We start from the raw sequence: 23,980 nt of genomic DNA, 5'->3' as shown, positions 1-23,980 counted from the left end.
CGGCGATAAAAATGAACAAGAAAACAACTGTTCTAGCTCTAGCTGTACTTGCAATACTAATTGTTTCAGCCATCTTTATTACACTATACAAGCCCCCACAACCTAGTCAGCCTTCTCAGCCCTCGCAGCCTAGTCAGCCGTCTCAACCCGGCCAGTCCCAGCCAAACCAGACAGCCCCAACACAGCCAACAACTAATCAGACACAGCAACAGCCACCACCCTCTCAAGGCATAACACTCTACGTTATCACAAGGCACGAGCAAACAATCCAAGACGTGACGAGGACCATGTTTCTCAATAGTGACGTTGCGAAGAAGTATAATATTCAGAACATAGTTTTCCTCCCGATAAACGCCGAGCAGTGGCCCGACTACATCAAGAACGCGGCCCAGAAGGGCCAGGGAATAGACGTAGCCTGGGGCGGCGGTCCGACACTCTTCAACCTCATTGACGACTTGGGTCTTATTGAACCAATAGATGTCGACAAGCATCCAGAGTTCAAGGTAATACTAGACGAGGTTGCAAAGCTACCAAAGACCATAGCTGGTGCAGAGACATACAAGGTGGGAAGCGACGGGAAAATACACTGGATAGGAGCAAGCGTAAGTAGCTTCGGCTTCACAGTAAACAAGGACATTCTAGCTAGATACAAATTGCCCACACCGCTACGCTGGTCAGACCTTGGAAGCCCCAGCTATGCAGTAACTCTTCCGGCCCTACAAGTAGTGGGAATCGCAGACCCCACAATGAGCACGAGCAATACAAGGATCTTCGAGATTATTCTACAGGCCTACGGCTGGGACAAAGGATGGAGGGTTCTCACACTAATCGCGGCAAACTCCAAGATATATAGCGGGAGTAGCGATGTCAGAGATGCCGTTATACGTGGAGACCTCGCAGTCGGAACAACGATCGACTTCTACGGTTACACTGCACAGCAACAGAACCCGTCGTGCCTCTACATTATTCCGAAGGGTGAAAGCATTGTAAATGCAGATCCAATCGCAGTCCTCAAGGGAAGCAGAAACCCGGCGGCGGCAGCAGCATTTGTAGCATGGGTCCTCAACGAGAATGGGGGACAAATCGTATGGCTTGACCCGAACATCAACAGGTTGCCTATAAATCCAAGGATCTTTGATACTCCACAGGGAAAGCAGAGGCCAGACCTAAAGAAGGCTCTTGACGACGTCATTAATGCTGGGGGAATACCATTCAACGAGACCCTCTCATCTCTATGGGTAACGGCCGTTGTCGACTACTTCAAGGCAACACTCGTAAACGCCCACGACGATCTCCAGCCCGTATGGGCCCAGTTAGTCAAAGCCTACAACGACAAAAAGATTACAGATGCACAGTTCCAGCAACTAGTCAACATGCTTACTGACCCCATAACATTCACAGATCCACTAACAGGGCAACAAACAACATTCACAATTGACTATGCCATAAAGATAAGCCCGAAACTAGCAAGCGACCCCGCAATCTACCAGAGACTCATGAACGACTGGACAAATGCCGCCAGGGCGAAGTACCTCAAGGTACAGGCAACTCTAAAACAAATGACTGGAGGGTAGGCCCCTCATTAATGTATTTATTTTAAAACTATTCTTTCTTTTTGGAAGTATTGGGAACAGAGGTTCTCACACCCTAACTCATTTTCCGAAAAAAATTAAAAATAAAATATTGCATTAAACTTTAAATGGGGCTCCTAATGAGGCTGGGACGCAACTCGATATGGGTCGTGGGAATAGCTCTAGCGCTAACCTACGAATTCTTCTATATTTTTTCTCTTGAAGGAATTACGTCGCTCCTACTTTTGTTGCTAGGTATTCTCTTAGGCCCTATAATTCTGCGCCTCGGGTACGACTATAGGTGGATCAAGTTCAGTTCCACGCTCAGCTTTCTTTCGATTTTTTCCTTCATCTACAACTTCTTCATTTTCCTTATAAATATCCCATCTATACCGAAGGCTTTTGGTTTTTTCCTGCTTCCCTTGCTATCAACTTCTGCGACTGGATACCTATACGAGAAGCTGTCCAATCTGCGGGAAGCAAGAAGAGTTAGGGCAAAGGCAGTTCCGCTTTCTAGGAGGCTTAGAAGCGTCCTTTATCAGCTTGACCCAGTAATGTGGCTCTTTATACTGCTAAGTGCATTTATTCTTGTTACCTTCTTGGTTACCCCGATTCTTCTCGTGCTGATAGGCGCCTTTCAGCCTCCTGCAGGTTTGCCGTGGTATGCAAACTTTCAAAGGATATTCTCGTCTAGGGACTATGTGAGGCTAGAGCTTCTCCCAGGCGAACAGGCAATAACCGCTGTTCCCTATGGGGAAAGTGTACTCTACATCATTAAGGGGGTAAACTATGGAATTCTCCTTAATAGTTTGTTAAACTCTCTTGTTGTAACGATAAGTGCCACTGTTCTCGGTATAATAGTTGCCTTTATAATTGCGAGGTACAGTTTCCCCGGAAAAGAGCTTTTAAGGTTGCTCTCAATGATTCCCCTTTTCGTAACACCATTTGTGAATTCCTATGTGGTAAAGATTCTCTTCAGCGAGTATGGGCCCGTATCGATGATTACCTCTAAACTGTTCGGCTGGAGCATCAGGATAGACGGCCTTGCAGGTGTAGCATTGGCCCAGATAATAAGCTTCTATCCTATCGTATTCATGAATGCATACAGCGCTTTCCTCAACATTGACCCAAGCACAGAGGAACAGGGCGAGAACCTAGGCGCAAAAGGATTCTACCTCTTCCGGACAGTCACGTTTCCACTCGCGTTGCCTGGCATAGTTGCGGGGGCCATCATTGTATACATCTTCAGCATAGAAGATGTAGGCGCGCCGCTAATCTTCCAAGAATGGAACCTTATGAGCGCACAGATTTTCAAAGGCTTTATTACACAGACAGGCATTGTGTCGCCCGAATCAGCGGCATTAGGCTTTGTCATGCTTTTTATAGCCGTCATGGGCTTCCTCGCGATAAGGAACTATGTTGGAATGAGGAGCTACGCTATGATTAGTAGGGGAGGAAGGCTTGTCTCCAGGCAACGTCCCCTTGGAAAGCTCGGCCTGCTTGCCGTGTATTTACTTGTATTCCCATTTGTTCTGGTTACGGTTTTCCCACAGATAGGCGTCTTCCTGTTAGCATTCAACATTATGCCCCCCAGGGGCTTCTCGCTGAGCTTTTCTTCCCTCAGCTTAGACTACTTTGAGAAGCTGTTTCTAGATCCAGGAATCTTCAATTATATCAGGAATACCCTTATCTATGCCACCTTATCAGTTGTAACGGCAGTTCTCCTAGCAATAATGGTCGGCTACAGCGTGAGCAGGGTAAAGGTAAAATGGTTGTCAAACTTGCTCGACACTCTTGCAACGATACCACTAGCTATACCGGGCCTAGTTATAGCTCTAGGCTACTATTTCTTCTTCACGAGGTTCTTCGCGAAGACCCCGCTAGACCCAGCATCCATAGGCGCGTTCCAAGCATGGGTGGTTCTTGTGATCGCATACAGCATAAGGAAGCTCCCATATGTCGTTAGAAGTGTTTTTGCCGGTTTCCAGCAAGTACACGAGGGACTCGAGGAGGCGGCACTTAACCTTGGGGCAACGAGGTCTAAGGTCATCTTCGGCGTTGTCTTGCCATTCATTATCTCGTACGTGTTCAGCGGCGCGGTCCTCGGCTTCATATACATGGCTACAGAGGTCAGCACAAGTATAACGATTGGCAACTTTAATCCGTCCCAGGCCCCCATGACGTACTACATGATGAACGTGTATAAGGGAGGATCCCCCATTGGCGTCCAGATAGCTGCGGCGATGGGTGTGCTATTAATTTTAATACAGCTTGTTGCAATATTGATAGTGGTAAGAGTCTTTAAGCAGAGGTACGCGTTTATAGGAATATAGGTGGGTCCCGTGACAAGGATAAGGCTAGAAGGAGTAACTAAAACATATGGGGCAGTAAAGGCAGTCGACAATGTTTCTCTCGAGATAAGGGACGGCGAACTCTTCACAATTCTCGGCCCAAGCGGGTGCGGAAAAACTACGACCCTCAGGATGATTGCAGGCTTCGAGGTTCCAGACGAGGGAAAAATCTACTTTGACGACGAAGACGTGACTTTCCTAAAACCCTACCTGAGAAACACTGCCATGGTTTTCCAGAACTATGCCTTGTGGCCCCACATGACTGTCTTCGAGAACGTCGCGTATGGTCTCAAAATAAGGAAGAAACAGCTCAAGCTCAGTGACGAGGAGATAGAGAAAAGGGTCAAGGAAGCGCTCCGCCTTGTGAAGCTTGAGGGCATGGAAGACAGGTACCCGTTGCAGCTCAGCGGTGGGCAACAGCAAAGGGTAGCTCTTGCACGTGCACTCGTCGTACAGCCAAAGGTATTGTTGCTAGATGAGCCTCTCAGCAATCTTGATGCAAAGCTTAGGATAGAAATGAGGGAAGAAATCAAGCGTATACAGAAATCTCTGGGAATAACTGCGGTATACGTTACTCATGACCAGCTCGAAGCCATGAGTATAAGCGACAGGATAGCTATCATGGACAAGGGAAAAGTTCTCCAATACGGGACACCTAGGGAAGTATACTTTAGGCCCACAAACCTCTTTACGGCAGAGTTCCTAGGCAGGAGCAACATCTTCCGCGGGAGAATAGTTGAAAAGCAAGACAGCTACCTCGTCGTCAGAGTTGAAGACCTAGACATCGACCTAAAAGCTACACCTATACAGCCAGACCTTACTGGAGAAGTAGCACTCGTAATAAGGCCAGAGTCTTTTAAGGTTGAACAATCCAGCCAGGAAGACAACATTGTTAGGGGAAGGGTCGACTTTGCCATGTTCCTTGGGGACAGGACAGAGGTCAGAATCAAAGTAGGAAAAAGTAGCTTAATAGCATATCTCCCAAACAACTTCTATCCAGAAATAGGCTCAGAGCTAGCTCTCGGAGTAAGCTGGCGCAACGTGATAGCCCTTCCATACAAGTAGAATTCAGAAAAACAATTTATCTTTCTTTCACAACATTATTACTGATTAAAATGCCACCATTCAAACTTGAAGAGTTCTCATACAAGGAACTAGAAGAATTCATCAAAAAAGAAGGAATAGACACCTTCATTCTACCCGTAGGGACAATAGAGCCGCACGGCACCCACCTCCCCCTAGGTACAGATGCACTGATCCCAATCGCGATGGGAGAATATATAGCAGAAAAACTCAAAGCAATACTTCTGCCCCCCATCTATTATGGCGTAACCACAAGCCTTCACGGCTACACAGGCTCGATTAGGATAAAACCAGAAACACTGGAACAATACGTCTACCAGATACTCGAAAGCATGAAAATGCACGGCTTCAAATACGCCCTAATACTAAACGGGCACGGCGGAAACACACAGGCACTAGAAAACGCCGCTAGGAACGCCTGGCTTAACCTCAGAATGGCAGTCATGGTCGTAGACTGGTGGACCCTAGCAAGGGAAAAAGGACTAACACAGAAAATACTTGGAAAAGAAGGCGGCCACGCCGCAACAGACGAGACAGCAATGATCCTTGCAACCTTTCCAAACCTTGTCAAGAAGAAGCTCTACGACCCAAAGTCCATATATGTTTACTCCAATGGCATCAGGGCATATCCAACCCCCGGCACGATCATCAATTATTCGGAGAAAGAGGGAGAGACAGAATTCAAGGACCAAGGCTCCCGAGAATACTTTGAAGCTGTCTCAAAGCTTATCCTCGAAGCCTTCATAGAATTTAAAAGCAAGGTTTCGAGCATAGTTGAGTAGTGTTCGCAGGTTTTTTTATCATTTTTATTTCTAAATAACCAGTTAAAACAAATTTAAGTATAAAACTTTACATAATGATTTTTATATTACCATATCATGATATAAACTCGACCAAACATGACAAAAGGATTAGCAATAATAATGTTCTCAGGAACCGCCGACAAATTCATACCACTAGGAGTACTAACACAAACAGCTGCAAACCTAGGTGTCCCCGTAAGGATCTTTGTAACAGGCTTTGCAACACCCTACTTTACCAAAAACAAGCCCCAGCCACGTTTCCCAAAGGAATTTGAGGACATGGTTCCCGCACTGCTCCAAGGCATGGAAAAACTAAAGGCACCAAGCTGGTACGACATGGTTAAAGAGGCCAAGGAGACAGGAGATGTAAAAGTTTACGTCTGTAGCCTAATGGCTGAGATGCTGGGTATAAAGAAAGAACACCTCGACCCAATCGTGGACGACATTGTGGGAGCAACTTTCTTCATGAAAGAGACAGCGGAATACGAAGTAATATTCATCTAAAGGGTCCATAGACATGCCAGAAATAACTGTTGACGCTAGAGGAATGGCCTGCCCAGGACCCATCTCAGCGTTGACAAGGGCATATAGGAACGCAAACAATGGAGACGTCATAATAGTGATGGCGACTGACCCCGGCTTCGAGCCAGATGTAAAGGCATGGATAGAGAGAACGAAGAACGAGTTGCTGGAGCTGAAGAAGGAAGGAGGAGTAATAACTGCCAAAATAAAGGTCGTAGCTAAAAAGTAATTTTTTTGTGTTTGGTGTTTTTGTATGAAAAAAGTTGTTATTCTAGGTGGCGGAGGAGGCGGAGCAATCCTCGCAAACCTCTTGCCACGTGAAGAGTTCCAAGTGACAGTTGTTGACAAGAGTCCTCTACATTTCTTTCAGCCTGGGAATCTATGGATAGCGTTCAAAGGTGTCAAAAAGGAAAAGTTTCTAAGGCCATTGAGAGAGCTTCTGAAGCCTCATGTAGATTTTGTCCAGGACGAGGTTGTAGAGGTAGATTTGCAGAACAGGTCTGTGAAGACGAAAAATGGGAAGCAGCTAGGCTACGACTACGTTGTTTTCGCAACTGGGGCAGAGCTGGACTACGATGCCCTGCCTGGGCATAGGAAGCTTTTAGAAACCTATGGAGACTTTTATTCTTCACCTGAAAATGCTGAGAAACTCTACAAGACGCTCTTGGGAATGAATTCAGGCAGATTCGTTATTGCTGTTGCTGACCCAATCTACAAGTGTCCCCCGGGACCCCACAAGGGAACATTTCTTTCTTGGGAGCTATTTTCAAAGAGGGGCCTAAGCAACAAGGTGAAAGTTGTCCTAGCTGTTCCCGTGCCACACGCGTATCCATCCAAAACGATTGCCGACATTATTGAGCCCGAGCTCAATGCGAGGGGAATCGAGCTACATACCTTCTTTACAGCCAACGAGATTGATCTAGACAACAAGAAGATAATAAGCCTTGAGGGCGAAGAGCTCTCCTTTGATGTTGCAACAGTTATACCGCCCCATAGGGGTCCCAGCTACATGGTTACTCCTGAAAGCGTCAAGGATGGAAACGGCTACATAAAAATAGACAAATACACAAGCAAGGTAGAAGGCTTCGACGACGCATTCGCCATTGGAGACTGCACAAACGCGCCAACCTCTAAGAGCGGAGTAACAGCACACCTACAGGCAGAGGTTGTAGCTGCAAGGCTCCAGGGCATCGATGCTAGGTACAGTGGCAGGACAAATTGTCCCCTAATAACTGACGGGAAAGGGCTATTCGTTATAAGCGATTATGACCATCCGCCGATCCCTGTACGCTTTTCCAAATTCAAGAGGCTAATGGAGGATCTCTTTGTTGCCACGTACTGGAGTGCAATTAGGTATCCAGAGTTCTGGAGCCCAGTATTTAAGGCATATTTTGAGGCAACAGACGAGATGATTAGAAAAGGTGAAGGGTGGTAAAGGTGGAAACAATATTGACCAAGGAAAGGAGAGAGGCGCTAGAAAAATTCCTAGACATGCTCGTTAAAATGAACGAGCTAGGCCTGCTAGACACCATACGAGACCTACTCGACCCAGAATTCATTGGGAGACTGTCCGAGCTCTTAATGACTCCGGGCACACTTAAACTATTAGACCACATAGACGACCTCCTAGATCTTGCAGGCTCAATAGACGTTGAAGCCATAAAAGGAAACATGCCCGTCATAAAGGCCGCACTAGAGGCTCTATCCCGTGAACCTAAACCAGTTGGCATTACCGGCCTTATGCGTGCAATGTCGGACCCAGACGTCCAGAAGGGTCTCGGCTTAATGGTGGAGCTTCTGAAAGCGATAGGAAAAACCAAAACAAAATAATTTTTTCTTTTTTTTCCTAGCAACCAAGCATTAAAGTAGCTCGCGCTACCAAACACATTCAAGGAGCTTAGCCCCTAACCCTAATACCTAACTCTTTTTCAGGAAACTCTTGGGGAGACATCCTTGTGAGGAGCCTTGCAACCCTGTTTCGTAGATCTGTGGCAAGCGTAGCTAGTTCTGCAAGTTCCCTATTGTCAAATTCATAATTTGGGAAGAATAGCTTAATCATTCCTGACAACAATTTTTTCACGGCTTTCTCGTCACGTATCGTATAGTTGCCAATGAGTTCAAAGTGCTCGTTTACGACTCCCTCGGCAGACTCAGACCTAAATCTGTGTAGAACCTCTGCCAAATAGTCGGAGGCCAGCCCATAGCCAGAAGCTAGGGAAACCTCGCTCTTCATTATTTTTGGAAGCTCCCAGCCAGGGATAAACCCATGTATCCTGTCGAGGAAGGCAGAGTCATGCATAAAGCCTGGTAGGTAGCTTAGTACGGATCCCACGTCCTGGACTTTTTCCATGTCTATGTTGCCTACGAAGACAAGTGAACATGTGCTGTGTGCTCTTTTCAGTGCTCCTCTTTCAAAGAAGCCGTCGACCATGTAGTCCTTCAGCTTGGACGCAAGCTCGTCTGGGTTTTGAAGCTTCACCTTGCTTATCTCGTCGAAGACAAGTATGTCATGGAGAGCCAGGTCTCCTGGGATAGAGAGCCTAGCATCGAAAAACAAGCGGGCAGGAGTAATTGTGCCCCCTGCATAGATCCTCGCATAGTAGACTGTGTTTCTGTAGAGCGACGTCTTCCCAGTAGCCCTCGGTCCGAGCTCCAAAAGGTTTACGTTTGTCTCAATTGCTGGGACGAGCCTAAACAGGAGCAATGTTTTCTGGAGTGGTGAATATGCTTCTGGGTTAAGCCCTATGCTTGTCACGAGCAGGTCTCTCCATTCTTCAAGACTAAAATAACGCCTCCCCTCACGGAAGAGATTCAAGTCAACATAGGAAGCCTGGAACGGCCTGAAATCCTCCAAAACGATGGGTGTCATGCTTCTCTTAGTCTTCAAGGCGTCAGGAGAATAATAGAGGAGGCCTATCCCCCATAGGCCAGAGAATATCCTCTCGTTTTTCTTGACAATTTCATCGTTTACATACGCGTCGAAAATCTGTAGCGATGGGATCTCCAGTATGTATGCGTTGTTTTTCAAGTCGACCCTGACTTTAAATTCGTCTAACAGCTTGAGCTGGCCGTCTTCCTTAAGCTTGCTTAGGAATAGGTCGCGCTGAGAAGGTTCAGGATAAAGCTCGGCTATGTATCTAGAGAGACTAGAGATACAGGAGGCGTCCTGTTTGTCCCCGCACTTATAGCTTATCAGGTACTCTGAGATAAATCTAGGTATTCTGGCAATCGAGGCATTGTTTGATATCTTCTTGTTTATTGCTACAGGTCCAAAAACCCTCCTTATCTTTGAATCTAGATTTTCCCTCATATTTACACCTCACGGCAGAAAATCGTCAATGAGATTTTTCCTTGCTTTATACGTATCTTCGTTATCTTTGCCAGCCTTCCTCTCTTCTGGTTTTGTATTTTCAAGCCCATCAGACATTCTCTCCGCGATAGGCAACCTTTCTTTTCTCGGGACTCGTTTCGCTGACGCCCTCTTTTTCAGCCTATCCTCAATCCTCGCCTTCTTAGGGACACCTCGTAGTTTGTAAACCCTTTCCTCTGTAAAAATCTCTATCTCCTGGAAAGGGGTACGAGTGAAACGGCTAGAAAGTTGATTTTTTGTTCTAATAAGATATTCGCTTGAAAGGTCTACTTTTCTACTCTTAAAAGATAAGTCTTCAACACTCAAGCCGTTAATCACTAGTTCGTTGGCTCCCAGAATGTAAATAGTATTATGTGCCTCAATGTTCAAGAGGACGAGAAATACTAAAGACGTAAAAGACAATACTATGCTGGGGAGAAATTGCTGAAGCCCCTCTATGCCAAAGTTTGGGACGAGGAAAGTTAAATAATAGAGTAGCACCAGTAGCCTCTCCATATTTGTAGTTTTTCCAAAAACAATGCTGGTCAGACCCAAATAGCCTAGGGGTAGCCATGTTAAGGTCTCCGAGAAACTTGTTGCTACGCCGGTGAGGAGTAAGGCAATTATTCTGAGGTAGCTACCAAGCCACCCTAGAGGCACAGGCTTTACGATAGTCTGGTTTGTGCTAGCCATTTAGACCTAGACAGAGAACATGGGACACGTAATAAAACTTACTGGGTTCCGGAAAGCGGGCCTATGCATGAACGATAGATACATCAGATTTATATCCAAGGCAGGAATATTATTAATTGTGGATACAAAAAGGTTTATTGAAAAAGTCAAGAAACGTGTAAGGATCCAGAGGGAATTCTTGGAAGAGCTCTATAGAGCTTTTCTCCCCAAAGAGCTTTTCAAGCCAGAGGAGAAAAAAGAAATAATTTAGGGGCGTGCAGGATATCTTGTATCAACTATTATGGCTAATGCTTTGAAGGTTATAGCCATGAGAAACGGTGACAGGATTAATGCTACTATGTTGCCAAGTGCAGAAACAATTAGATTGATAATGAGGAGCGCTATTAAAATGACTAGGTAGTTACCCAGACCAATTGTCTGAATAAGGCTCCATGCTTCGCCGAAGGCAAATATCTTTGAGGCATCACCAGTTCTTAGAATTATTCCCAGAAGTGGGTAAGCAATGAAAGCAATGGCAAGCAAGAGTATAAAGCCCAGCAAGAAAAATATTCCTCCAGCCAGTAGCCTGAGGAAACCTATGCCAGTCATTCCCATTGGATGGAAGGCCCCGCTGGTAACCATGCCGATACCTATTAAGAGAAGGGGGACGATGAAGTAGACCAGCGATATTAGGATAACCTTGAGACCCTCTACGAAATATTCACCCAGTCTCGATGTTTCTAGCTTCGGCGGCTCCTCGGGATTTTGCCAAACTATTTCTGCAAAGTAGCCTATAACAATAAAGTTAACAATTGGTATAATTGACAGGACAATCAAGATCAACAGGTTGCCAACGTCTTTTGTCAGCTTCACGGAAAAATCTATTGCTCTAGACAGTACATTTCCCGGGTCAATTGTTTGTTGAGTCATACATAATAAATAAAAACCCTGAATATAAAGCTTAGCATGAGTTACGGTTTTTTATTTAAGACGTGGAAAATTCTTTTCAACAATTACAGCTACTGGGACACCAATAATAACAATCGAAACAATGGAGCCGCCTAAAACTCCTAGCACTGACAATATCAGTGGGAGATCAATACCCATAGCCCACTCGAGCAAAAACTTGAGATAAGTACCCACGATAATAGAGACTACAACTGCCTCTGACGCCGCGCCCCAAATCTTAAGCTTAATCCCCGCTCCCCTCTTAGCAATCAAATAAGCCAACATACTCGCCACAAAGTTAGCAATAGATCCAAACACCGCATCAATCATTGATAAAGACAAGCTCCCCCACGGAGCGGCCAAAAAGTTTCCAACGAAGCATCCCAGACTGACGCCGACAGCCACCGGGAACCCATAAACCATGGAAAGAGGGAGCAATGCATCAGCGAGTCTAACCTGGAAAGCCAGGAAAGAAATTGGCTGGAGAACAACTACGAGAACGGCATATAGAGCCGCAATTAAGGCCGAGAGAGCTACATCCTGTGAACGCATGCCTTTGCAACCTTATTCAGTGATGTCTCGCACTTTATAAATGTTGCTTCATCATGAAGGAAGAACAAAATTACGGCTCGCAATGATGGATATAAAATTATACGTTAGAGTGAAATACGAAAAAAGAAATATATTTTTGATTTTACTCGGCTTACTTTGAAATTTCTTTTTCTGTTGAGCGTCTCTTTACAGCCTTGTCAAATATAATCCAGTTCCTGTACCACTCCTCGTTCTCCTTCTTGAGAAGAGTCAACACTTCTTTCATAATTTCTTTCGTAGAAACCTCTGTCACATTACTTTTAAGAATGTCCCCCTCCACAATTTTAGCTATTCTCCTAGCTACATCCAGGGGTGCACCAGCCTTTAGGCAACTAACAACAATTTTTTCAGGAGCGAATTCTTCCTTTGAGCCGTCTCTTTTAATAACATATACAGTCATACTAATCATTAATTAAAAGATTTTCTCATAGTTATAGTTTATCTTTAAAGATATTTATAAAAACGAGTCATTTAAAAATATTTCTTTGCAAGATATACTTTTAGGGGTTCAAAGGCTAGAGGTATCAATGAAGTAGTGGCAACTACTAAGAGAAGGTTTGGAGTTAGCTCCGTAAAGATTATACCAGTATAAGCGAGGAGAGTAAAAACAATCAATGTACCGAGCAATGAAATAGTTAGTTCTCTCCCAGGTCTAGAAGACCATAGCCATTTCCTTTCCCTAACCATAAGTATTCTCACTTGACTCGTGTAGATGAGTGACAATAGCACGGCAGAAACGGTAGCATTCCAAGATGAGTTAAGCACGGAGAGGGAGATATATGTGACAATCACTGGTGGTATGAGCATCGCTATAGATAAGGGGAGCGAGAAAATCATTATATTTTTCACATTCCACGTGGCAGGCTTCATTGATGGCCGAGCATTATCAGTCGAAATAGTCATTGTTAAAAAGTCGTTGGCGAGCAGAAGGACGGCCATCCCCATAGGTGTAATAGTCATTTTTCTTAACCAAAGCATTCCTACGAGGATTACGAGGATGGTCTGGAGTGTCTTAGTAATCTTGTTTATAACCCAGGTTAAGGCTCTTTGATGCAGGATTCTCCCAACTGTAATTGCATCAACTATGACGGATAATCCATCCTCGAGCAAAACGAGGCTTGCAGTCGCTTTTGCCGCGTCCGTAGCTTGTTTAACGGCTATACCAGCCTCTGCTTGGCTTAGTGCAGGTGCATCGTTTACTCCGTCACCAGTCATGGCTACTCTATAGCCTTTAGATTGTAGAGCCTTTACTACGTTGAATTTGTCTTCAGGATATACCTCTGCTAGACCATCAGCCTCATCAATAATATCTTCGAGTTTTACGTCCTTAGACATAATCTCACGTACTGAAAAAATCCTTTCACCAATAGCTACGTTTCTTGCAATCTCCTTAGCTATAGCTACATTGTCCCCCGTAAGCATGACTGGCCTCACGCCGTGTTCGCGAAGCTTAAGTATCATTTCCCGCGCATCCGGGCGAGGCGGATCCATAAGGTGGATAAGTCCAGCAAATGTGACTTCCCGTGAATCGCCTCTTTGGACAGCTACTGCAAGGGTTCGTGCACCTTTCCTTGAAGCTTCCTCGATGTCTTGGAGAACTTTATCTTTAAGGTGCTCATTATTTGTGCATAGAGATAAGACAGTTTTTGGCTCACCAAGGATAGCCCTAACCTTTTCGTTGCCGCAGAGCGCAACGCACTCAGACCTCTTCAAAGATGGTTCAAAAGGAGTAAAGCTTAGCTCCTTGCATAGATCTCTTGTGACACCAATTCTCTTACCATACGTTATAATTGCATCGTTTAATGGATCATGGGCCTCTTCTCGAGACGCCAAAACAGCGTATAGAACTACATCTTTCTCTGTGAAGCCATAGCCTTTAACACCGACAACCTCCAGCTGGTTGAGGGTTATTGTTCCCGTCTTATCAAGGCAGGCAACATTGACGGCACCGATGTCTTCAACTGCGCTTAACCTAGTCACTAAAACGTTTCTCCTAGAAAGCTCCATTGAACCATAAGCCTGCATTATTGTTAATACTGCTGGCAAAGCCACAGGGACACATGACATAAGGAAGACTACGGCTAAGTCTATTAGGGAAAATACGCTCCACTTCTCCATTATTCCTATAGGAATTGAGACTGCGAGGGCTACTAGCCCAGCATAAAGCATGTAACGTGTAATTTTGAGGACGGCTTCTTCCTGCATTGAAGTTGTCTTTGCCTCTTTTACAAGCTCAATTGTTTTACCAAAATATGTCTTTGTGCCAGTAGCAACAACAATGCACCTAGCTTCTCCCCTCTTCACTATGGAGCCAGAATAAATTATTCCTCCCGGTCCAACCTCTACTGGCAGAGACTCCCCTGTAAGTGCAGACTGGTCGACAAGCATATTGCCGTTGATAACTTTTGCGTCCGCTGGCACGATGCTTCCAATCCTTAGAAAAATAATGTCGCCTGGCACGAGTTCCCTTGCATCTACCTCTATCCACTTTCCGTCTCTTAGCACGCTAACCTTAACCGAGAGCTTTTTCTTGAGTAATTGTACCGTTTTCTCCGAGGATCTTGAATGGAGAAAACCTATTGTTGCATTCAGAACCAGGAGAAAGGCAATTATCTCAGCTTCAAGGATCTTTTCTGCAACAATAGAAGTGATAATCGTTATCTCCATAAGCCAGGGAAGCGGCCCCCAGTAACGCTTCAAATATTCGAGCAATGGATTCTTTTTCTTTTCTGGAACCTCGTTAAATCCATACTCCTTGAGCCTACGTGAAACCTCTTCAGAAGATAACCCCTCCTCGCTAGAAGAGAGATAGGCAATGACTTCATTAATACTCATGTTTTCCATGTCTCTGACAGAATACGTTCGGCTTTCTTTCAACATACAAGTCACACAAATTTCCTGAAATTACAAGTAAATACTTAACCCTTTTTCTTGTTCTTAGGTAGATAAACATAGATAATTATAAATAGAAGTGTAACAAAAATAATAACGGTATTGGTTAAATATGGAAGGTTACCGTCTAATGTTTTGGCTAGGTTCATTCGTCCTCGGACTTATCGTTGGCTCTTTAATTTCTCAATTTTTTATCTCGAAAATCCATGAAACATCTCTAGCTCCCTCATTCCAAGCAAATGGGCAAAACACCACCTGGACTCTAACATCTCGTAAGCACGTAGTCCTTAGGATAGCTACAACTACGAGTCTCGACGCGACGGGCCTTCTAGATGTAGTTAAGAAGAGTTTCGAGGACAAGTACCCCTGGATAGAGGTCACATGGGTTGCAGTCGGTACGGGACAAGCTGTTGAGCTAGGTAAAAGGGGTGACGCGGACTTAATAATTGTTCATAATAGAGATCTAGAAGACCGCTTCATCTCGGAGGGCTATGGGGTTCACGGAGTTACTTTCGCATATAATGATTTCGTGCTGGTGGGTCCGCCAGAGGATCCTGCGGGTGTAAAAGGGTCCAAAGGAGCTGTAGAGGCCTTTAAGAGAATATTCCAGGCAGGAGAGCAGGGTAGGGCCATATTTGTCTCTAGGGGAGACAAGTCGGGAACAAATCTCCGGGAGCTATCGTTATGGGCAATGGCGGGGGTGGATCCCTCTGGAAAATCCTGGTACAAGGAAGCAGGCCAGGGGATGTCCCAGACCCTGATGATTGCCGATCAACTTCGCGCATACACGCTGTGTGACAGGTCTACTTTCCTAGTTTTCAAAGACAAAGTAAATTTGGTAATTTTGAGTGAAGGCGACCCATTATACCTAAATCTCTACAGGGCGATACCAGTCAATCCAAAAAAGTTTCCAAATGTTCACTACAACGAGTCCCTGCTGTTCGTATCTTTTCTTGTGTCTCCCGAGGGACAAAAAATCATTGGGACCTACACTAAAGATGGAGCAAAGCTGTTCAATGTTTGCTTTGGAAACTTGACTAGTCTAGGCATATACGACCCATACGAGTACGACGAGGAAAGTGGACAGGTGAGATTTTACAGGGAGCTCCTCTCCAGGAGTTAAGGAAGAGTGGGAGACAAATGGATATAGCAGAGCTAATACAGATTACTTTGCTATCAATCCAAGTATCTGGCGTAGCCGTTGTTCTTTCGTCAATCATAGGGGTATGGCTGGGCGCATATATAGCTACAAGCGAGTTTAAACTGAAGAAACTCACTATCACACTGATTAACACCTTAATGGGTACTCCGCCTGTTCTCTTGGGCCTCATACTTTACCTCCTTCTGTCTAGGTCTGGGCCACTGGGCTTCCTTGGGGTCTTATTTACGCCGGCGGCGATGATTATAGCACAATTCCTCCTAACTTTACCCATCGTGACAGGGCTGGCTATATCTGCGGTGGAATCTCTACCTCGAGAACTCAGGGAATACATTAAATCACTAGCCCTGCCGGCTCACTACGAAGTCTTGTTGCTTATAAACGAGGCTAGAACAGGCATCATTAGTGGTGTTCTGGCAGCGTTTTCGAGGGCTGTCTCAGAGGTTGGAGCCGTAATAATAGTGGGCGGCAATATAAGGTACTATACAAGGGTTCTCACGACTGCGATAGTTTACTACACAAATAGTGGAGAGTTTGACACAGTGCTGTGGCTAGGGCTAGTGCTCACTCTTGTCTATTTCGCTATAAATGCTGTCGTCCTTCTACTGAGATACAGAATGGGTGAAAGAAGTGATTAAGGCATTAAACATTGTAAAATATTTTGGGAAAACAAGGATACTAGACAATGTTTCTCTCGAGGCCCACAGGGGTAGAATCGCCGTAATTATGGGCCCCAATGGCTCGGGTAAATCCACCCTCCTAAAGATACTAGCACTCCTTATTCCTCCCGACGATGGACGCCTAGAAATAGATGATTCGCCCATAGACTTTGATAACGAACTTGAAAAGAGAAGCTTGCAGAAGAAAATTGCTTATCTCCCTCAAAGGCCCCCAGTTCTCTCTGCTAGCATCTTCAATAATATCTACCTTCCCCTGAGACTTAGAGGGGCATCAAAAGAAGAGGCAAAAAAGACAACAGAAAGCATACTTTCAATGCTTAGGCTCAAAGAATATGCCAAGATAAATGCACATAGGCTCTCGGGAGGACAAAAACAGCTCTTAGCAATCGGCAGGACACTAGCCCTTAACCCAGAAATCTTATTATTCGACGAGCCCACGGCCAGCCTCGCGCCTAATACTGCAGAGATTGTCCAAGACATTGTAAAGAGATATGTAAAGGAGAAAAATTGCTACGCGGTAATTGTTTCCCACAGCATCACAGAGGCTAAAAAAATTGCAGATGATCTCTATGTCTTAGTCTCTGGAAAAATAAAGGAGAGATTTAGCGGTCAGATATCTGAAGAAGAAATTTTGAAGTGGATATAGTTTCGTTTAGTGTTTCCTCTAGAAAACCTGGGAGAAATTTTCTGGATCATGTGGCTCGTTGAATTATTATATTTGTACAAGGGATTATCTATTGATTGGTCTTGACGAATGCTGAAACGATGCGACTCTTACGTGAGCTTAAAGACGCAAAGCCAATAGTAAACGTGGAACTCGAAGTCTCCGGTCATAAAATAACACAAGAAGATCTAGAGTTGCTGGAAGCTATACGGGAAAAAGGATCTATTAGAAGGGTATCGGCAGAGCTTAACGTCAGCTACAGGACGATCTGGCTAAGAATAAAAAGAATGGAGGACGAGCTTGGCTTCTACCTCGTAAAAAGGGAGAAAGGCGGGCTCGGCGGAGGAAAAGTCATCCTAACACTACAAGCGCAAATACTAACTGAGAAGTACAGAGTACTCTCGAAGCTTGTCCAGAAAAGGATAAGGGAAACAGACCTCTCGCCAACCCTAAGAATCTCTGGAAGCGACTGTCCAGGGGTTGAGCTCCTTATCCACCTATATGAAGAAAAAGGAAAAGTGGCTGAATATTTGAAAGTGGGCTCACAGCTCGGCCTAGAGCTATTAGTAAATGGCTACTCTGACCTTGCAGGAATACATATCATAGACCCAGAGACAGGAGAATACAACACAAATGTCTTGAGGAAAAAACTGTACCAAGGCCTGGTATTGATACATGGATACTGGAGAGAAATAGGATTCATCGTGGAAAAAGGAAATCCAAAAAACATTCAGAGCCCAAAGGATCTCCTACGAAGCGACGTTGTACTGGCAAACAGGAATAAAGGAAGCGGCACCCATCTCTTTACCCAATACCTATTAAGGGAAATCTCCAAGGAAATAGGCTCTCCGATCCAAGCCTTGACACGCAGAATTAGGGGCTATAGTTCAGAATATTATTCCCATAGAGAGGCATCTCTAGCTGTGCTCATGAAAAAGGCAGACGTAACAATTGGCCCCAGGTGGGTTGCAGATGAACTAGGACTCGAGTTCATACCTTTAGCTAGGGAAAAGTTCGACTTCGCGACAAGAAAAGAGCTTCTCAGAAAAGATGCTATAAGAGATTTCATAAGTCTACTGCAGTCACAACAATTTAGAGAGGAGGCTTCAAGGATAGGTATCTATACATCTCAACAGACGGGAACTTTGCTGAATAAGTAAACTATAATACACACAGAAAGATAGCATAAAAACTGAAGACTAGAGGGTCATCTATAGTATGAGAAAAAAGAATGCTTTATTACGTGTGCGTTTACCTGAACTCTTAGTCCAGGAACTTGACAATCTTGTGGCTAAAGGCTACTTTCAGTCTAGGAGTGAGGCAGTAGCCGAAGCCACACGACGGTTACTACTAGCTTACTCAGTTTCGTCGAGGATCCCCGTATCAATGTTTAAGTTGACTATTGAAGGGTCTTCTCGACAAGACCTGGGACCAGGAGACACCTTTGAAATAGACGTGGAGGAAGCCAGGAAGCACATATTAGAATTTTTCGGATCAGACTCTGTAGATGATATTATTAGGAAAACGAGAATGAGAATTTGATAATTCTTGACTTAAGGCATTTTTGAGATATTGAGTCCTGAAGAATACTTAACAAAGCACCAAGGACAGGATACCTTCTAGCAAAAAATGTAATACACTATTGCAGTATGTAAAATTTAGCGTGCCGGTCAGACAGTAGCGGCTTCTTCACGGGGAGCCGAGCTTTGTCCCCTCTTCATCCCATTAGAAATTGTTTTACCATCCTTAAGTATTTTTCTAGCCTCAACACGTCAAGTGGAAAGCGCCGAGAATGCTCTTTTCACGTGTAGCTATCTCGTTGAATAGCCTAACCGCGTCACGTGTCGGCAGAGCGTATATCTCTATGCCTTTTTCCTCTAAGAAACTGTAAACTTCCCTCTGTACCTTGACAAGTCCATGGTAACCTGTCCCAAAAACGACTATCCTGGGAGAGTATTCTAGCAAAAATTGCTTAATGTCTTCAAGGAAAACTTTGTGGCCCTCTTTCCTCCACCACTTTTCGCATACTACTTTCTCAGGGGTAACAATTACATCGTTAGTGTATGTCTTTCCGTGTACGCGGATTTTGCCGAATGAGTATTCCTCAACAATCATATCTATGTTACATATTGTTCTGGGAGATAAATTTATGTGCCCCCCAGAGTAGTCTTCAAGTACATAACCGTTAAATATCGTGTAGTGTCCTTTCACACATATGAGCTATAGAAAGCTGTTTGCACCAATAATTTTAGTGATTTTCCTGCTGAGCCTTGTCCCTACCTCTTTGTCAGCGCCGTCCCAGGGCCAACTCAAGATAATTGGCTCCGCCTGGATACTAGCGCCGGCAGTGGCACAAACCTCGACAGGAATGATAGGCTCCGCTACAAACATCTCCGTATTTGTGACCGAGGGATGGGGAGACGTGTACGTGTCGACTTATTCACTCACACAGGAAGACTTCCAGGGCGCCGCTACAGCGGCTGCCAGGGTAGTTACGAGGCTTCTTGGTCTCAACTTTTCCAACTACAACTACTACTTCAAAGTCCAGGGAGACGCGGTAATCATTGGGGGTCCAAGTGCAGGAGTGGCCATGTCGATCGCGGTCTACTCGGCCCTAACAGGCAAGCCCATAAACCGCTCTGTAACAGTTACAGGAATGATCTCCCCAGACGGCACAGTGGGTCCAGTCGGAGGTGTATACGAGAAGGCCCAGGCAGTGGCCCAGGCTGGTGCAAAAATATTTCTTGTCCCCCCTGGACAGAGCATTGTCACACAGTACCAGACAGTTGTAAAGAGAATTGGACCCTTCCGCTACTACACAACCCAGCCGGTAGTCATCAATCTTACGGACTACGCCCACAAGAATTGGGGTCTCAGGGTTGTCGAGGTCACCACTCTGACTGATGCTCTGTACTACTTTTTCGGCGTCAAAATTCCTGCAAGCTATACCACAGCACCATATCTGAGTAGCGATGCTATAAAGATTATAGATAAGGTTAGAAGCCAGCTCACACAGATTGCACAAAGGGAGCTTAACGAGGCATACACAAAAGTCAACGCATCGAGGCTGACAAGCGTCGGCAAGTCCACCCTGAACTCTTACTTGGATAGATATGCAAAAAGCTACTTGTCTCGGGCATCCACCAGAGATGTATCATCCATTTCGCTACTCACATCAAGCATAGCCATCTCTAGATGGATAAAGCTCTTAGTAGACTACTATTCAAATGTACAGCTAGACCAACAAGTGCAGGCCATCTCGGACCAGATAACTGCAACAATTGATGAACTAAGCAACAAGGCACCCAGAAACGTCCTAGAACTCAACATCCTTACGCTCTCAATAGACAAGACAGTCCAGGCACTCAAACTATACAACGAGTCAGCAAACATGTGGAATACAGACCCATCAACAGCCCTTCAAAACATAGCTTTTTCGTCGGCCCTCATAGATGAAGCAAAAGCCTGGAGCAACGGTCTACAGGCAGGGGTTTTACCAGACTCTTCACAGGTAGCTGCAACATATATCTCAGTAGCTAGGAGTACGTGGCCATACATATACTCAGTACTCAGCGAGGCTGGTGGAGACCTAACATTAATCGACTCTTCACAGATATACTATACGCTGGCAACCAGCCTCTACTCTTCCAAGAAGCCACTGTTCGCCGCAATAGCGGCTGCTAGAAGCATTGCACTGGCAGAGGCGGCCATGCTCTACTTCCAGGCACAGGCATCAGGAAAAGATCCCTATACAGAAGTCTCGAGGAAAAACGCCATGGCAGTCGCGTCAACATATCCAGACATGATTGCCTCAATATACTATCTAAACCAGTCTAGCGGCGCCGAGCTACAGGATCGCCTGGCATATTTGAAGCTGAGCTCACAGCTTGGAGAACTCGTCCAAGACCTGCTTAAAACCATTAATCTCAAGGAAACAGTCCAACAGCCAAAGCAAGGAGAATCAACTACACCAAGCCAGCCCAGCCAGACACCTAGCGCTCCAAGCAACCCGCAACCCAGCAAAAACATTGGTGACTGGATACAAGACATCTTGCTGAAGATAAGCCTGGCGTTCGAAAATCTAGTAAACTGGATAAGAAAGATTCTAGGCCTATAAAAATAGAAAAGAAAAAATATTTTATTTTTTCCTAGCCGGTCTGCATGCAAATCTTGACTGTGCTATTAGCTGTCTAAGCTCGCCCATAAGCTCGTGGACCTTCTGCAGGTCCTTGTTATTCGTGGCAACCCGTATCTCTTGTACCTTGCTATCAATTAGGGACGCCAAAGTGGCGTTGCATGTGCGGATAACCTTGGCAATATTCTCAGTTTCTCGAAGTGTGGTTTCCACTCTTCCAAGCTCCATTAGACCGGCGACGACATGGTTCATCTCGAAGAAGCTTTGGCGTAGCTTCAATAGGGCCTCCACATTTTTTCCTTGTGATATCAGGGACTGGGCCTCCTTTATCCTGGTATCGCTCCAGTTCTTAAACATCTGGGCAATGTTTGGGGCGAATTTTTCAAGTCTCTCATATATACGTTGCGTAGCGTTGACAAAATGTTCCAAGTCTTTTTGTACCTGTCTGGCCCTAAGCTGTGTCGCTAGGTCCCGTATAGATTTCTCTGCCTGTTTTATTTGTTCCCGTGCTTGTGCTAGGAGCTGTAAAGCTTTCGTGGTGTCATTGTTCTTTAGGGATGTCTGTGCTTGGCTGAGTAGGTTCGAGGCGCTGGTAAGGAGGCTTGTAACGTTAGACACATCAGCTCCGAGGCTCTTGAATTTTTCAGCCACCCTTGACAATGCTGCGACCTGGTTGGTGAGGGCTCTTATCTCAGCCTCTATGAATCTTTGTTTTCTCTCTTGTGCGCGTTCCCTAATCTCTTTTGTAAGCTGGAGAGCTATCGCTCTTAGCTCGGATGATGCTTGCCTAATAAGCTCCCTTGTCTGGTTTAAGTCGCCAGCGGCAAGCGTGTTCTTAGCTTGGTCGAGGATGTTCTTGACACTTGATATTTCTCCCAGTAGTTCTTGTTTCTTTGTTTCATTCGCTACGTGGGAGTTGATGAAGTTCTCCAGCCTAACTGTTTGGTTATATAGGAAGCTAATGTGTCTGCTGAGTTTTTCTTGGTCTGTTGTTCCTGGCTGGGATACTACTATCGTTGATGCGAAGACCTGTGTCACTACTAGTAGGGCTATTACCAGTGCAGCTATTGTTTTGTTCATTGTTTTTCACCAGGGTACATTGTAAAATAAGTTGGAAATAAGGATTAAAGTGGTTTTAAGTGGAATTTGAAATTTACCAAAGAACAAAATTTTAGTTGAGTTTTATAAAACATAAAAATTAATCTACTCTCATTGTTGCCCCTAATGGTTAAAATGAATTTCAAAATGCTTGAAAAGTGGTTCTACGAGAGAAGCCCACAAATTGTAGCGAGGGAACTCTTGGGAAAAATACTCTACAACACAGACTCTCAACGCATGGGTATCATTATAGAGACAGAGCCCTATTTCGGCATAGAAGACCCCGCGTCACGAGCCCGCAGGGGAGGAAACCTCGCAGAAGTAATGAGGGGCCCTGTATGCACGGCTCTTGTCTACGGTATCCATAGACAGTGGCTCCTAAACATTGTTGCACATCCTCCGGGAGAATACGGGGCCGTCCTTGTAAGATCGATTCTGCCAGTGGAAAGACAAGGAGAGGAATTTAACATTTTTAGACCGATATTTGGGCCAGGAAGGCTTACAAGGTATCTTTCCATCGATAAGTCTCTTCACGGATGTTTTCTTTGCCGTGAAGACTCCCGACTAAAGATACTCGACTACCTAGCAATAGAAGACAAATGTGTCCTTAGAAGTCGTAGAGTAGGTGTCAGAGAAGACCTCCCTGAACCATTGAACTTCAAGGTAAATAATGAATGCCTAGAAGCATTGGCAGAACAAATAAAGTGAACAATAATTTTTTTGGATAACACGTTCTCTAATGGGATGTGGCACGAAAAATATTCATTGTAGCCCACAGAGGCTCAAGCACAAAGGCGCCCGAAAACACATTGCCGGCCTTTGAGCAAGCCATAAAAGACGGGGCAGACTTTGTAGAAACAGACGTGTATAGGACACGGGACGGAGCAATCGTATGTATCCATGATCCTTCCCTTAAACGGACAACAAACGGCGAGGGCTTTGTCTTCGAAAAAACAATCGACTATATCAGGAGCCTAGATGCAGGGTCATGGTTCTCAGAGAAATTCAAAGGCGTACAGGTTCCACTCCTAGAAGAATACCTAGACATAATAGCCTCCTCGAATGTAGGCGCCTTCATCGAGATAAAAATGCCTGGAATAGAGGAGGAAGTCCTCGGAAAAGTCCTCCAGTGGGGCCTCGAAGACAGGACAGTAATCCTCTCAGGCAACTGGGGCGTATTGCTCAACGTTAAGAGACTGGTTCCGGGCATACCTACCCTAGCAGACCTGCCAAACCCAACCCCCCAAGCCATTCTCTCCGCCGCAAAGGTAGCAGACATAGTCAGCATTCACAGCCTACTATTCGAGGAACAGTTCTCAGAGATAGCCCACAGAAAAGGGCTTCTAGTCAACGTCTGGAACATAAATACTCCCGAGGAAGCCCTCAGCGCCGTAGAAAACGGAGCAGACTTTATCACAGCTGACAACTCAGAATTAATCAGAAAAACTATTGGAAAATAAGT

The 23,980-nt window shown here is 45.1% G+C and carries 25 protein-coding genes; 17 read left to right on the top strand and 8 right to left on the bottom strand.

Annotation, left to right across the window (positions count from 1 at the left end; all coding sequences use genetic code 11):
- Positions 1 to 11: 11 nt before the first annotated feature.
- From N186_RS00595 to N186_RS00560, 8 genes are all read left to right on the top strand, one after another.
- Positions 12 to 1,574, top strand: coding sequence for an ABC transporter substrate-binding protein (locus tag N186_RS00595; protein WP_020961819.1), 1,563 nt, complete (start codon positions 12 to 14; stop codon positions 1,572 to 1,574).
- 125 nt (positions 1,575 to 1,699) lie between these two features.
- On the top strand, positions 1,700 to 3,904 hold the full coding sequence (locus tag N186_RS00590) for an ABC transporter permease (protein WP_020961818.1): 2,205 nt from the start codon (positions 1,700 to 1,702) through the stop codon (positions 3,902 to 3,904).
- 9 nt (positions 3,905 to 3,913) lie between these two features.
- The gene (locus N186_RS00585; protein ID WP_052885602.1) at positions 3,914 to 4,987 is read left to right on the top strand and encodes an ABC transporter ATP-binding protein; all 1,074 of its coding nucleotides are present in this window, start codon (positions 3,914 to 3,916) and stop codon (positions 4,985 to 4,987) included.
- 50 nt (positions 4,988 to 5,037) lie between these two features.
- On the top strand, positions 5,038 to 5,787 hold the full coding sequence (locus N186_RS00580; protein ID WP_020961816.1) for a creatininase family protein: 750 nt from the start codon (positions 5,038 to 5,040) through the stop codon (positions 5,785 to 5,787).
- A gap of 117 nt (positions 5,788 to 5,904) precedes the next feature.
- Positions 5,905 to 6,312 (top strand): DsrE/DsrF/DrsH-like family protein, encoded by a 408-nt coding sequence (locus tag N186_RS00575; RefSeq protein WP_020961815.1) that lies wholly within the window; start codon positions 5,905 to 5,907, stop codon positions 6,310 to 6,312.
- 13 nt (positions 6,313 to 6,325) lie between these two features.
- A complete protein-coding gene (locus N186_RS00570) occupies positions 6,326 to 6,559 on the top strand; it encodes a sulfurtransferase TusA family protein (protein ID WP_020961814.1) in 234 nt (77 codons plus the stop codon).
- Between the two features lie 24 nt (positions 6,560 to 6,583).
- Entirely contained in the window at positions 6,584 to 7,765 is a 1,182-nt protein-coding gene (locus tag N186_RS00565; protein ID WP_020961813.1) for an NAD(P)/FAD-dependent oxidoreductase, read from the top strand.
- 2 nt (positions 7,766 to 7,767) lie between these two features.
- Positions 7,768 to 8,160 (top strand): helical membrane plugin domain-containing protein, encoded by a 393-nt coding sequence (locus N186_RS00560; RefSeq protein WP_148681929.1) that lies wholly within the window; start codon positions 7,768 to 7,770, stop codon positions 8,158 to 8,160.
- 67 nt (positions 8,161 to 8,227) lie between these two features.
- On the opposite strand, the gene brxL is transcribed toward N186_RS00560, so the two are convergent.
- Positions 8,228 to 9,640 carry a BREX system Lon protease-like protein BrxL gene (brxL, locus tag N186_RS00555; RefSeq protein ID WP_020961811.1) on the bottom strand — a complete coding sequence of 471 codons (1,413 nt, stop codon included), beginning with the start codon at positions 9,638 to 9,640 and terminating at the stop codon, positions 8,228 to 8,230.
- 9 nt (positions 9,641 to 9,649) lie between these two features.
- A complete protein-coding gene (locus tag N186_RS00550) occupies positions 9,650 to 10,372 on the bottom strand; it encodes a hypothetical protein (RefSeq protein WP_020961810.1) in 723 nt (240 codons plus the stop codon).
- Between the two features lie 118 nt (positions 10,373 to 10,490).
- Here N186_RS00550 and N186_RS09850 point away from each other — a divergent pair, with 118 nt between their 5' ends.
- Positions 10,491 to 10,622: a hypothetical protein gene (locus N186_RS09850; RefSeq protein WP_020961809.1), complete on the top strand. Its 132-nt coding sequence runs from the start codon at positions 10,491 to 10,493 to the stop codon at positions 10,620 to 10,622.
- Here the strand turns inward: N186_RS09850 and N186_RS00545 are convergent.
- From N186_RS00545 to N186_RS00530, 4 genes are all read right to left on the bottom strand, one after another.
- On the bottom strand, positions 10,619 to 11,281 hold the full coding sequence (locus tag N186_RS00545) for a DUF4013 domain-containing protein (RefSeq protein WP_020961808.1): 663 nt from the start codon (positions 11,279 to 11,281) through the stop codon (positions 10,619 to 10,621). The two genes, N186_RS09850 and N186_RS00545, sit on opposite strands and share 4 nt — an antisense overlap.
- Positions 11,282 to 11,332: 51 nt before the next feature.
- Positions 11,333 to 11,851, bottom strand: a complete 519-nt coding sequence (locus N186_RS00540) for a QueT transporter family protein (protein WP_020961807.1) — start codon at positions 11,849 to 11,851, stop codon at positions 11,333 to 11,335.
- Positions 11,852 to 12,002: 151 nt separating this feature from the next.
- Complete coding sequence (locus N186_RS00535) at positions 12,003 to 12,290, bottom strand: ATP cone domain-containing protein (RefSeq protein WP_020961806.1); 288 nt, start codon at positions 12,288 to 12,290, stop codon at positions 12,003 to 12,005.
- A gap of 71 nt (positions 12,291 to 12,361) precedes the next feature.
- On the bottom strand, positions 12,362 to 14,770 hold the full coding sequence (locus N186_RS00530; RefSeq protein ID WP_020961805.1) for a plasma-membrane proton-efflux P-type ATPase: 2,409 nt from the start codon (positions 14,768 to 14,770) through the stop codon (positions 12,362 to 12,364).
- A 142-nt stretch (positions 14,771 to 14,912) separates the two neighbouring features.
- Between N186_RS00530 and N186_RS00525 the strand changes: the two genes are divergently transcribed.
- The 5 genes from N186_RS00525 (at position 14,913) to N186_RS09625 (ending at position 18,827) form a co-directional block, all read left to right on the top strand.
- Complete coding sequence (locus N186_RS00525; protein ID WP_020961804.1) at positions 14,913 to 15,905, top strand: ABC transporter substrate-binding protein; 993 nt, start codon at positions 14,913 to 14,915, stop codon at positions 15,903 to 15,905.
- A gap of 17 nt (positions 15,906 to 15,922) precedes the next feature.
- On the top strand, positions 15,923 to 16,579 hold the full coding sequence (locus tag N186_RS00520) for an ABC transporter permease (protein WP_020961803.1): 657 nt from the start codon (positions 15,923 to 15,925) through the stop codon (positions 16,577 to 16,579).
- On the top strand, positions 16,572 to 17,267 hold the full coding sequence (locus N186_RS00515; protein WP_187147031.1) for an ATP-binding cassette domain-containing protein: 696 nt from the start codon (positions 16,572 to 16,574) through the stop codon (positions 17,265 to 17,267). Before N186_RS00520 ends, N186_RS00515 begins: the two co-directional genes overlap by 8 nt.
- Before the next feature lie 101 nt (positions 17,268 to 17,368).
- Entirely contained in the window at positions 17,369 to 18,445 is a 1,077-nt protein-coding gene (locus N186_RS00510; protein ID WP_148681927.1) for a substrate-binding domain-containing protein, read from the top strand.
- Between the two features lie 58 nt (positions 18,446 to 18,503).
- The gene (locus N186_RS09625) at positions 18,504 to 18,827 is read left to right on the top strand and encodes a ribbon-helix-helix domain-containing protein (RefSeq protein ID WP_187148131.1); all 324 of its coding nucleotides are present in this window, start codon (positions 18,504 to 18,506) and stop codon (positions 18,825 to 18,827) included.
- A gap of 222 nt (positions 18,828 to 19,049) precedes the next feature.
- On the opposite strand, the gene N186_RS00500 is transcribed toward N186_RS09625, so the two are convergent.
- The gene (locus N186_RS00500) at positions 19,050 to 19,400 is read right to left on the bottom strand and encodes an Mth938-like domain-containing protein (protein WP_020961799.1); all 351 of its coding nucleotides are present in this window, start codon (positions 19,398 to 19,400) and stop codon (positions 19,050 to 19,052) included.
- A 100-nt stretch (positions 19,401 to 19,500) separates the two neighbouring features.
- Between N186_RS00500 and N186_RS00495 the strand changes: the two genes are divergently transcribed.
- Positions 19,501 to 21,402 (top strand): S16 family serine protease, encoded by a 1,902-nt coding sequence (locus N186_RS00495; protein ID WP_020961798.1) that lies wholly within the window; start codon positions 19,501 to 19,503, stop codon positions 21,400 to 21,402.
- 21 nt (positions 21,403 to 21,423) lie between these two features.
- Here the strand turns inward: N186_RS00495 and N186_RS00490 are convergent, their stop codons facing one another.
- Positions 21,424 to 22,500 carry a hypothetical protein gene (locus tag N186_RS00490; RefSeq protein ID WP_020961797.1) on the bottom strand — a complete coding sequence of 359 codons (1,077 nt, stop codon included), beginning with the start codon at positions 22,498 to 22,500 and terminating at the stop codon, positions 21,424 to 21,426.
- Positions 22,501 to 22,644: 144 nt separating this feature from the next.
- Here N186_RS00490 and N186_RS00485 point away from each other — a divergent pair, with 144 nt between their 5' ends.
- Both N186_RS00485 and N186_RS00480 read left to right on the top strand, forming a co-directional pair.
- Positions 22,645 to 23,226 carry a DNA-3-methyladenine glycosylase gene (locus N186_RS00485; RefSeq protein WP_240366741.1) on the top strand — a complete coding sequence of 194 codons (582 nt, stop codon included), beginning with the start codon at positions 22,645 to 22,647 and terminating at the stop codon, positions 23,224 to 23,226.
- A 38-nt stretch (positions 23,227 to 23,264) separates the two neighbouring features.
- Entirely contained in the window at positions 23,265 to 23,978 is a 714-nt protein-coding gene (locus N186_RS00480) for a glycerophosphodiester phosphodiesterase (protein ID WP_020961795.1), read from the top strand.
- Positions 23,979 to 23,980: the final 2 nt, after the last annotated feature.

Source organism: Thermofilum adornatum, assembly GCF_000446015.1.
Lineage (GTDB): Archaea > Thermoproteota > Thermoprotei > Thermofilales > Thermofilaceae > Thermofilum > Thermofilum adornatum.
Note: the sequence above shows the minus strand (reverse complement) of the source record. Positions and strands in the feature narration are given on the sequence as shown.